Source organism: Thioalkalivibrio sulfidiphilus (assembly GCF_000377945.1).
Taxonomy (GTDB): Bacteria; Pseudomonadota; Gammaproteobacteria; order Ectothiorhodospirales; family Ectothiorhodospiraceae; genus Thioalkalivibrio_A; species Thioalkalivibrio_A sulfidiphilus_A.
The window spans coordinates 24,349-34,708 of record NZ_KB898952.1 but is presented as its reverse complement, the minus strand read 5'-3'; the positions used below and the strand labels follow the sequence as shown (position 1 = coordinate 34,708).

Below are 10,360 nucleotides of genomic sequence, written 5' to 3'. Positions count from 1 at the left end.
GATATCGGGAATGCGATGGGTCTTGCGATGAACGGCGGCTCTGCTACACTTCATCCAGACGGTCTCCGTTGGTTTTGTTGGACGGTGTGGTGCCACCAATTCTACCAACTTCGAGACCGTTTTTTTATGCGTGCAAGCCATCTTCTCGCACCGATTTAGGCCGTTTTCTGGACTTCACATTTGGTGAGGTCCAGCAACAGCCGTGCAACAGGCAGGTCGTACCGTATATAAGCCGTTTTCTTGTAAAACCGTGCCGGATTTATGCAACTGTCGGGAATACTTTCCTTACACCCATCCCCATAGAAGCAATCCTCTCACGGAGCCACGGAGACACGGGGTTTTGAAATCAAACGTTTTCTCCGTGTCTCCGTGTCTCCGTGGCTCCGTGAGAGGATTGCCTTTTCCCTAGCCACTAGCTGTGTAAAGCCACTTATCACTTCACCCTTGCCCCGGCGGCGTATCAAGGCATACCTTGGCTGGAGACATTCAAGCCGGACGCCTCGTCATGAACACGCTTGCTTCGGAGTCCCTGTCCCCCATTCATCACAGCGGCGAACGCCGTGCACCGGTCCCCTGGGTGCACTCCCTGTTGTTTCGCATGATCCTGGGCGTACTGTTGAGCACCACCCTGATCAGCGTCGCCCTGTTCGTGGGCATCGATCACCAGGTCAGCCGCCAGTTCGAGGCCCTGCATCAGGAGCGCGTGGAACGCATCGCCGCGCAGGTGCGCCAGGGCATCGAGCGCGAGCGTACCCGGTTGGGCAACCTGGCCGCCCTGCTGGTCAACGATGCGGACCTCAACGCCAGTACCTACTACCATCTGTACCTGGAAGGAGAACGCGACCACCCCCATGCGGCCATCACGCGCATGTCCCGCGCCTTCCAGACCGAGGCCATCGCCCTGTGGTCAGCCGAGGGCGCTGCCATCGTCTCGACCCGGGAAGACCAGGCCGGAATCCTGCGTCCCAGCGATCCGGCGGGTGGGCTGCGGCCAGCGGAGACCGAGCTGCGCCGGGTGGGGGACACCCTCTGGCTGATCGCACAGGCCCCCCTGGAACACAACTCGAACCTGCTCGCCTGGCTGGTGATCGCCGAGCCCCTGGAACAACTGCTGCGGGGACTGGAGCAGACCTACCCCGCACAGATCCGCACCGCGCTTCCCGGGGCGGTTGCGGAAGGACACCTGCGCCTGACACTGCCCGGCTCGGGCGGCGACGCCCTGCCTGCGCTGGACGTGATCGTGCCCGACTCCGTGGCCCACGCCCTGCGGGAGGTCAAGCGCCTGCTGGCCGTGATCCTGGCCGTCTCCGCCGTGCTGCTGGCGGCGGTCCTGGCCCTGGTGCTGCGCTGGCAGATGCGTCCGGTGATGGCCCTGTCCACGGCCATCACCGCCGTGGGCAGCGGCGACTTCACGCGACGCCTGCCGAGCTCGGCCGGGCGAGGCGAACTGGGCCTGCTGGTGCGCGACTTCAATCGCATGGTGGAAGGCCTGTCCCGCCTGCGTGACATGGAACGCCGCCTGCGCCATGAAGAACAGCTCTCGGCCATCGGGCGGGTCGCCGCCCGGGTGGCCCACGACATCAACAACCCCCTAAGCGTCATCCATAGCGCCGCCGCCATGCTCAAGCGACGCGCCGCCCCCGAGTCCAACGAGTACCTGGACCTGATCGAGCATCACTGCGAGCGCTGCATGCGCACGGTGGAGAACCTGCTGGAATACGGCCGGCCCGTCAAACCCAGGCTACAGGTCCTGGACCTGCGCCGAGCCTGCCGGGAGATCGCGCAACGCTGGCAGCGCCGCCGCGAGGACGGCACGCGCCTCGACTGCCACCAACCTGAGGAGGCGCTGACGGTGAGCGCCGATCCCTTTCTGCTGGAACAGATGCTGGACAACCTGCTCGACAACGCCGCCCAGGCCGCGCCCGGCGAGACCATCACCCTGACCCTGGGGACAGCACAGGACAAGGTCTGGCTGGAGCTGCAGGACCGCGGGCCGGGCTTCACGCCGGAGGCACGCAGCCACCTATTCGAACCCTTCTTCACCACCAAGCATGGCGGCACGGGACTGGGGCTGGCCAGTTGCCTGACCATCGCCCGCGCCCACGGCGGCGAGGTGGAGATCCCTGCAGGTGAAGGTGGCCGGGTTCGGGTGTGGCTGCCAGGCGTCGGCGGTGCCGGTGTGGATCAGATCGAGCGGGCTGCGGCGCGATAGCCCGCTTCCTCGGCGCTCACGGGTACCAGCAGCCGGCCCACGACCTCGCGACCCCGGGGGCCGTACAGGTAATCGAAGAAGGGTTCCATCACCTCGGCGCGCCATTCACCGAGGACCACGTTCAGCGGACCCATGAGCGGATAGCGGCCGGCCGCCGCCTCCTCCAGCGTCGGACTCACCCCGTCCACGGACAGGAGCCGGACGCGACCTTGCGCCACCAGCGGCTCGGCGAACACCCAGCTCACCACGCACACCGCACCGGGGAAACGGGCCACCAGATCCACCAGTTGCTGATCCGTGTCCACGCTGATGCCCCGCGGCGACCAGTCCGGACGATTCGCCAGCAGGATGTCACGCACCGGCTCGAACAGATCGGGACAGTGCTCGCGGTAGATCAGCGCGATGGCCCGGTCCTCGCCGCCCAGCTCACCCCATCGGCTCACCCGGCCCCGGGCCAGATCGCGCAGGGCGTCGAGGGAGACGTCCGGGATGTCCACCGAGGGGTGGGTGATCACCACCTTCATGTCCTTTGCCACGGACAGCCAACGCATGCCTTCTGCGCGGGAACCCTCCACCGGACAGCACAGCCCGCCCAGATCGGCACTGCGCAGACGAAGGGCTGCGATACCGTCGTCGCAGCCGCCGCCGTGGACGATGAACTCGGCACCCGTGTCCCGGGAGTAGTGGGTGGACAGCTCGCGGAAGGCGCCGTAGGTCAGGATATGGGTACCCTGGTAGGCCAGTGCCCCGGAGGCCCGCTGGGCCGCGACACGGCGCAGGGCGGACAGATCCGTGCCCGGCGTCACGCAGCCGCCGCTGTCCAGGGCCGCACGCCAGTCGGGCGCGCCGGGACGCAGGCTGGCACCCAAGGCATAGCCGCCGACACCCAGCCCCAACAGGGCCCCGAAGGTCTTGAGAAAGTCTCTGCGCTGCATGGCCTGAAGATACAAGGAATGGGACGCGGGTAAAATGGTTTTCAACTCCGATGCCCCAGCGAGTATCTTGTCACCCATGGCAACCCAGGTATTGATCATCGAGGATGAACCGGACGTGGCGCGCATGCTCGGCCAGGTCATCGAGGCGGCCGGGGACTTCCGTGTTCGCATCAGCCTGGACCCCAACGAACTCGACGCCGCGCTGAGCGACCAACCGCCCGACCTGATCCTCACCGACCTGATGATGCCCGCCATGGACGGCTTCGAGGTAATCCGCCGGGTCAAGGCGGTGGACCCGGACCTGCCGGTGGTCGTGGTCAGCGCCTACGCGAGCCTGGAGAACGCCGTGGAGGCGGTGAAGACCGGCGCCTTCGACTTCCTGGCCAAACCCTTCCGCCCGGAGACGGTGGAGCTGATGCTGGCCAAGCTGACCCGTGACCACGGGCTGCGCGCCCGGGCCGCCGAGGCGGCGCGCCGGGCCGAGGCCGCCGACCCGTACCTGGGTGCGCTGCGCGGGCAGGGCGCGCTCATGCAGCGCCTGCGCGCCTGGGTGCTCAAGGTGCGCAACACCGAGGCCAACGTGCTCATCGAGGGGGAGTCGGGCACGGGCAAGGAACTGGTGGCGCGGGCCATCCACGGCGGGCGCGGTCCGTTCGTGGCCCTGAACATGGCGGCCATCCCCGAGGAACTGGCCGAGGCGGAACTGTTCGGCTACCGGCGCGGCGCCTTCACCGGCGCGGCCCGGGACTATCCCGGCCTGCTGGTGGAGGCCTCGGGCGGGGCGCTGTTCCTGGATGAGGTCAACGCCATGTCCCCGGGGCTGCAGGCCAAGCTGTTGCGCGTGCTCCAGGAACGTTCGGTGCGACCCGTGGGCGACACCCGGGAACGCAAGGTCAGCTTCCGTCTGCTGGCGGCCAGCAACCAGCCCCTGGAGGGATGCGTGGAACAGGGGACCTTCCGGCGCGACCTCTACCATCGCCTGAACGTCCTGCACGTGCACCTGCCGCCGCTGCGCGAACGTGCCGAGGACATCCCGGAGCTTGCCGAACACTTCCTGCAGCACTACGCCCGGGCCCATGGCGCACGGGTGCGGCGCCTCGCCCCGGAGGTGGTGGGCGCGCTCATGGGCCATGGCTGGCCAGGCAATGTGCGCGAACTGGAAAACGTCATCGAGCAGGCGGTGATCCTCTGCGACGCGGACAGCGCCACCCTGCCCCTGGAGGTCTTCCCCCACAACCTGGGGGGCCAGGGCTGGCTGGGCGACACGGCGCACGCGGCCCCCAGCACCGGCGGCACCCTGGCCGAGGTGGAACGTCACTACATCCTCAGCGTGCTCAAGGCCGCCGACGGCAACAAGGCCCAGGCGGCCCGTACCCTGGGCATCGACTACAAGACCCTGCTGCGCAAGCTGAGCGCCTGGCAGTAATCCGCCGGCTCCTGGCAGTGGGGCAAAATGCCCCAGCGGCACCGTGACCCGATCGGGCATCACACCCCATCCCGGGCCCTCATCCCAGCCGTCAGGGCCTCCCTCCTCCGCGAAAAACGCCGCCACAGCGTCGTCCGGACCCGCTGGCACGGCCAGTGCATTACGTCACGTCAGCGTCGCTCGTCACGACGTGAAGATTCGAACAACAACCACAGCACTCCCGGAGGAGATCCCATGCGCAAGACCCTGCTGTGCGCCCTCGCGGCGTCCATCCTCACCGCGCCCCCGATGCTCAGCGCGGACCCAGGCCTGCCCGCCGATGTCCTGGTCAATCCCTCGTTCGAGGTGAAGACCGCCTGGCCCTATCCGAAACAGAACAGTGGCGAGATCGAGTGGCGGGCCCATGGGCGTGATCTGACCCAGTGGATCACCCTGAGCTACGAGGACAAGCGCGGCATTCCCCAGCCCACCGCCGTGACCTTCCAGGGCCCCCTCAACGGCAACGCCGAGCGGGGCCGTGAGATCGCCACCAACGTGCGTCAGGGCAACTGTGTGGCCTGCCACACCATTCCCGGCGCCAACCAGACCGGCAGCGCCGGACCCAGCCTCGCCGGCTACGGGGCCAAGGGCATGCCCGAGAGCTACGTCTATCAGATGATCCACGATCCCCGGGTGCTGTTCCCCGAGACCGTGATGCCACCTTTCGGGGCTCTGAACAACCTGACCGAGCAGGAGATCCGCGACGTCATGGCATTCATCAATACCCTGCGCTGACAGACCGCCGCCACATCATAAGGAGTCCCCACATGAGATCCCGCATCACCCGTCTCACCACCCTGATCCTCGGTTCCGGGCTCGCCGTTGCCCTGTGCGGCAGCGCCCTGGCCGACCAGCCCTACCGCCAGTACGCGCCCAAACCCGAGGGCGGCTACAGCAGCAACCCCCACGTCTCTCAGGACCACACCAAGACCTACCCCCACTGGAAGGATCGCGCCGCACTCGATCCGGAACGGGTGGCCTCGGAGGCGCTGCAGTGGACCACCAACTGGAAGTTCATGGACCCGCCCTTCGACGATTCGCTGCACGGCGGCCACCTGGCCCTGGACCGGGGCGCGGAGCTGTTCGCCGAACTCAACGGGTCTGACAACCGCTTTGCCCGGTGTCTCGGCGCCTCGGACGGCAACCTCAAGGGCCTGCGTGCCAACCACTACCCCCACTTCAATACCGAACTGGGCAAGGTGGTGAACCTGGAGATGATGATCGAGCACTGCGCCGCGCAGCAGGGCGCGACCCTCGCCCATGGCAGCTATGACAACAGCGCACTGTCCGTGTACGTGGCCAGTCACAGCAACGGCATGCCCATTCGCATCGACGTGACCCAGGGAGAGCTCAAGGCCGCCTTCGAGCGCGGCCAGGAGCGTTTCCACCTGCGCACCGGCCGCATGAACATGGCCTGCGGCACCTGCCATGTGACCCTGGTGGGCGAGCGGCTGCGCGGCCAGGCGCTCACCACCCACTACGGCGACGTGGCCCATTGGCCCACCTACCGGACCAAGGACGAGCTGCAGTCCCTGCACGTGCGCTTCACCGAGTGCAACCGCAATGGCGGCACCCAGCCGCTCAAACCCGGCGCGCAGCCCTACGTGGACATCGAGGTGTTCCTCACCGCCCTGTCCAATGACTATCCGGTGGCCGTGCCCAGCGCCCGGGACTGAAGCCAGACCCCTCAACCAACCCCCTCCGCCAGCGAGGGTCTGCTCGGGGCGGGATCGAACGATCCCGCCCCGCTTTTTTTCACAACACCCAGTGCCCGCATGCGGGCACTGGGGCATTTCACCCCATGCCCAATGAGGCATCCTGGGGCATTTTGCCCCTATGCCTGCGCCAAGCCCTTGATTCACCGATTGCCGTGGCCGGAACACATCCTGCACGCAGAACCCTGCAGACAACGGAGGTTCCATGGCCGAGTACAACACCACGCCCCGCATCCTGAGGCCCCTGGACCGGCCGCCCACGCCTGCCATTCTGGTGACTGGCTTTCTGGGCAGCGGCAAGACCTCGTTCATCCTCAACACCCTGCTGCCCCTGCTCAGGGACCGCCAGCCGATGCTGCTGGTCAACGATTTCGGAGAGGTGGGCTTCGACGCCCGCTACCTGGACAGTCTCGGATTGCCGGTGCGGGAGGTGGCGGGGGGCTGCCTGTGCTGCAGTGCCGGCGGCCGGCTGATCGAGGCCCTGGCGGCCATCCGCGCCACCCAGGATCCGGGGGTGCTGATCATCGAAGGCTCGGGGATCGCGGACCCCCGCCCGGTCCTGGAGGCGCTGGAGACCGGAGCTTATGCCCTGGAGGGCATCGTCGGGCTGGTGGAGCCCCGACACCTGGACCACAACGCCCGCGACCCGGTGTTCCATGAGCAACTGCGCGCAAGCCAGATCGTGGTCATGAGCCGCGGCGATGACGTCGAACCCGAGATCCTGCGCGCCGCCCGTACCTGGCTGGAGAATCATGTGCGCAGTGGTGTGCCCGTGTTCCTGGGCCGTGAGGGGCAGGTGGATGAAGGCTTCCTGCACCTGCTTTCGAACCAGCTCCCAGCGGCGCGCAAGGCCGATGTCCCGGGCTCGGGACGCAAGCTGGGCCAACGCTGTTTCAAACCCGCAGGGTTCTGGAGACGCCGGGACCTGCTGGAATTCCTCGGCAAGCTGCCGGCGGAGGTATTCCGCGTCAAGGGCATCTGCGAGCTGGCCGAGAGCCCCAGGCCTGTGGCCGTCAATTACGCCTTCGGACAATGGACGTTGCACCCCGTTGACGATGAACGGGAAGCCTTCCTCGTGGCCATGGGCGAACAGGCGCCGCTCGTGGATCTGGAGCCGCCATCCTGCCTCCCGCCGGACCGAGCCCCGGCCGGCGATGCCGAGATGTTGCCCGAGGGGGGCGGTGACGCGCGCGAGGGTGCCGCCTTCATCGAAGGCAAGGCCGTCTCCGAGATCGCGGCCGCCGAGGCGGTCATCACCCGGCTGAACAGGGAACGGCGGATCATCTTTCTGCGTGATGCCGGATTCCCGTGCCCGTCTCTGGCCCATCTGCGCCCCCATGGCCTGAACAGGGTGATGGGGGTTGAGGATTACCGCTACCGGCACCTGATGGCACTCGCCCGGGAACTGGCCACAGGCCCGCAGGCGACCGTGGTCACCCTGGGTATACCCGCGGCGGTCGTGGACCTGCTGCTCACGCAACTGGCCGAACACCCCGTCATCGCCCTGTGCGAGCACTGGGCCATCCCCAGAGCGACGGTCTCCATGCGGGGCATGGATGCGACGCGGGTCCAGACACTGCTGCATTGCCTGGACACCCTGGCCCACCCCACCACCACGGGTTCTCGGGCGATCGTCCGGGAACCATCCATTGCGACAGAGGAGGAGTACCCATGAGCGACACCAGCCTATCCAGGCGCAGGTTCCTCAGGGCGGCAGGCTTCGGCGCCGTCGCCCTGACCCTGGGCCCCCAGATCCTGATCGGCAGCCGCGCGGGCGCGGCCGGCCACGGCGGCATCACCTTTGCCTGCCGCGGCGATGGCCGTGTAGTGGCCATCGACGAGGCAAGAGAAGCGGTCTCCGCGACCATCGAGACCGGCGGTCGCGGCGGCACCCTGGGATCGCTGACGCCGAGCGGCGACAAGCTCTTCGTGGCCAACAACGCCGCCGACCAGCGCGCCGTGAGCGTGATCGACGCCCGCTCCCTGCGCCACATCACCAACGTCGAGACCGGCAACCGGCCCAAGCATCCGGTGGTGACCCCGGACGGGCGGCTGGTGGCGGTCAACCACTCCGGCCTGGATGGTCGGGCCTTCCGGGTGGCCTTCATCAACACCGCCGACAACCGGGTGGCCCACACGGCCGAACTGCCAGTGGAGAATACCGCTCACACCGGCGATTTCAGCATGCACGGCTCCTTCAGTCCGGACGGCCGGCTGTTTGCCATCGGCAGCTATGCCGACAACCGGGTGTTCGTGATCGACACCGGTGACGGCTACCGGGTCACACCTTTGAACGTCACCGGCAACCCCCACTACTTCGACTGGTACGGACGGGAGATGTGGGTCACCGTGGAATTCGGCGAACCCAAGGGGGCGGAGAGCCGCTGCGAAATCCATGTCTTCGACATGCGTCGACCCGCCGCCGGCGCCCGTGCCCAGGTGATCCGCATGCCATGCAGTCACGGTGAAGCGGAAAACCCGGCCCGGGTGGAGGGCCACCATGGCTCGTTCAGCAACGACGGCGCGAAGTTCCTGGTCTGCAACCGGGGCGGCTCGCCCTTCGAAGGCACCAGTGTCACGGTGATCGACCGCGCGAACCGGCGCATCGAGAAGCATGTGATCTCCACGGCCAACGGGGCAGGCCATGCCTACGTCTCGCCTGACGGCCGTTATGCCCTGCTCACCCAGTACGGCGACACCCGCCTGCCGATCCTGGACCTGCGCGAGATGCGCATCGTCAACACCCTGAATGCCGGCACCGGCGGACACATGGGCCACGCCACCTTCAGCGCCGACTCCCGCAAGGCCTTCGTCTCCAACCGTCGCGCCGACGAGGTGCTGGTGGTGGACCTCCCCGGTCAGCGCATCACGCGGCGCATCGCCACGGCGCCCTCGGGCCAGGCCCAGGGCCAGTTGGTGAACCGTTACTACAACGTCTTCGAGCGGGTGGTGAATCCACACCTCGGCTGACCGTTCCCCACCATCATCCTTGATCTCCACAGGGCGGCCGAAAGGCCGCCCTGCTGGTTCCGCGCAGATCAAAAAAGGTCAAGAGTTGCGCTCACCCCGTGGAAGCCCCAAGCTTTGCGCCGATCCTGTCCCTGGGACTTTCCATCCATGAAAATCGCCATCCTCTCCCGCGACGCCAAGCTCTATTCCACCCGCCGTCTCATGGAGGCCGCCCGCGCCAATGACCACGAGGTGCAGGTGCTCGACCCGCTGCGCTGTTACATGAACATCACCTCGGCCAAGCCCACCATCCACTACAAGGGCAAGGAACTGACCGGCTTCGACGCGGTGATCCCGCGCATCGGTGCGTCCATCACCTTCTACGGCACGGCGGTGCTGCGCCAGTTCGAGATGATGGGCGTGTTCCCGGTGAACGAGTCGGTGGCCATCTCCCGCGCCCGGGACAAGCTGCGCAGCCTCCAGCTGCTCTCGCGTAAGGGCGTGGGCCTGCCGGTGACCGGATTCGCCCATTCCCCGGACGACATCGACGACCTGCTGGCCGAGGTACAGGGCGCGCCCCTGGTGGTGAAACTCCTGGAAGGCACCCAGGGCGTGGGTGTGGTGCTGGCCGAGACCCGCAAGGCGGCGGAGAGCGTCATCCAGGCCTTCATGGGACTGCGCCAGAACATCCTGGTACAGGAGTTCGTCAAGGAGGCGGGCGGCACCGACCTGCGCTGCTTCGTGATCGGCGGCAAGGTGGTGGCCGCCATGCAGCGGCGCGCCAAGGAAGGGGAGTTCCGCTCCAACCTGCACCGGGGCGGCAGCGCCGAGCCGGTGAAGCTCACCCCCCAGGAGCGCGCCACGGCGGTCAAGGCCGCCAAGGTGATCGGGTTGAACGTCTGCGGCGTGGACATCCTGCGCTCCAGCCATGGCCCGGTGGTCATCGAGGTCAATGCCTCACCGGGACTGGAAGGCATCGAGACCGCCTCCGGCGTGGACGTGGCCGGGCGCATCGTGAGCTTCATCGAACAGAACGCCCGGCCCCACCGCACCCAGACCCGGGGGAAGGGGTAAGTGGCAAGTG

The 10,360-nt window shown here is 67.2% G+C and carries 8 protein-coding genes; 7 read left to right on the top strand and 1 reads right to left on the bottom strand.

Translation table 11 applies throughout. The features are described 5' to 3' along the window. Nucleotides 1–505: 505 nt before the first annotated feature. A complete protein-coding gene (locus tag D580_RS15520) occupies nt 506–2,212 on the top strand; it encodes a sensor histidine kinase (protein WP_018954651.1) in 1,707 nt (568 codons plus the stop codon). Here D580_RS15520 and D580_RS0112120 read toward each other — a convergent pair. Beyond that, entirely contained in the window at nt 2,185–3,147 is a 963-nt protein-coding gene (locus D580_RS0112120) for a substrate-binding domain-containing protein (protein WP_026289949.1), read from the bottom strand. The genes D580_RS15520 and D580_RS0112120 overlap by 28 nt on opposite strands. 76 nt (nt 3,148–3,223) lie before the next feature. Between D580_RS0112120 and D580_RS0112115 the strand changes: the two genes are divergently transcribed. The 6 genes from D580_RS0112115 to rimK all read left to right on the top strand — a co-directional run bounded on the left by D580_RS0112115 (nt 3,224) and on the right by rimK (nt 10,350). Next, a complete protein-coding gene (locus tag D580_RS0112115; RefSeq protein ID WP_081617279.1) occupies nt 3,224–4,573 on the top strand; it encodes a sigma-54-dependent transcriptional regulator in 1,350 nt (449 codons plus the stop codon). A gap of 234 nt (nt 4,574–4,807) precedes the next feature. After that, the gene (gene soxX, locus D580_RS0112110; protein ID WP_018954648.1) at nt 4,808–5,347 is read left to right on the top strand and encodes a sulfur oxidation c-type cytochrome SoxX; all 540 of its coding nucleotides are present in this window, start codon (nt 4,808–4,810) and stop codon (nt 5,345–5,347) included. Nucleotides 5,348–5,379: 32 nt separating this feature from the next. After that, a complete protein-coding gene (soxA, locus tag D580_RS0112105; RefSeq protein ID WP_018954647.1) occupies nt 5,380–6,288 on the top strand; it encodes a sulfur oxidation c-type cytochrome SoxA in 909 nt (302 codons plus the stop codon). Nucleotides 6,289–6,532: 244 nt separating this feature from the next. Further along, complete coding sequence (locus tag D580_RS0112100; RefSeq protein ID WP_018954646.1) at nt 6,533–8,002, top strand: CobW family GTP-binding protein; 1,470 nt, start codon at nt 6,533–6,535, stop codon at nt 8,000–8,002. Further along, the gene (locus D580_RS0112095; protein ID WP_018954645.1) at nt 7,999–9,297 is read left to right on the top strand and encodes a YncE family protein; all 1,299 of its coding nucleotides are present in this window, start codon (nt 7,999–8,001) and stop codon (nt 9,295–9,297) included. The genes D580_RS0112100 and D580_RS0112095 overlap by 4 nt, the downstream gene beginning before the upstream one ends. Nucleotides 9,298–9,444: 147 nt before the next feature. Continuing rightward, the gene (gene rimK / locus D580_RS0112090; protein ID WP_018954644.1) at nt 9,445–10,350 is read left to right on the top strand and encodes a 30S ribosomal protein S6--L-glutamate ligase; all 906 of its coding nucleotides are present in this window, start codon (nt 9,445–9,447) and stop codon (nt 10,348–10,350) included. Nucleotides 10,351–10,360 lie beyond the last annotated feature (10 nt).

What these genes read in the sequence shown, in the direction of transcription:
- rimK (WP_018954644.1), top strand. Translation starts at nt 9,445, where the DNA reads ATGAAAATCGCCATCCTCTCCCGCGACGCCAAGCTCTATTCCACCCGC.
- D580_RS0112120 (WP_026289949.1), bottom strand. Translation starts at nt 3,147, where the DNA reads ATGCAGCGCAGAGACTTTCTCAAGACCTTCGGGGCCCTGTTGGGGCTG.
- soxA (WP_018954647.1), top strand. Translation starts at nt 5,380, where the DNA reads ATGAGATCCCGCATCACCCGTCTCACCACCCTGATCCTCGGTTCCGGG.
- D580_RS0112100 (WP_018954646.1), top strand. Translation starts at nt 6,533, where the DNA reads ATGGCCGAGTACAACACCACGCCCCGCATCCTGAGGCCCCTGGACCGG.
- D580_RS0112115 (WP_081617279.1), top strand. Translation starts at nt 3,224, where the DNA reads ATGGCAACCCAGGTATTGATCATCGAGGATGAACCGGACGTGGCGCGC.
- D580_RS0112095 (WP_018954645.1), top strand. Translation starts at nt 7,999, where the DNA reads ATGAGCGACACCAGCCTATCCAGGCGCAGGTTCCTCAGGGCGGCAGGC.
- soxX (WP_018954648.1), top strand. Translation starts at nt 4,808, where the DNA reads ATGCGCAAGACCCTGCTGTGCGCCCTCGCGGCGTCCATCCTCACCGCG.
- D580_RS15520 (WP_018954651.1), top strand. Translation starts at nt 506, where the DNA reads ATGAACACGCTTGCTTCGGAGTCCCTGTCCCCCATTCATCACAGCGGC.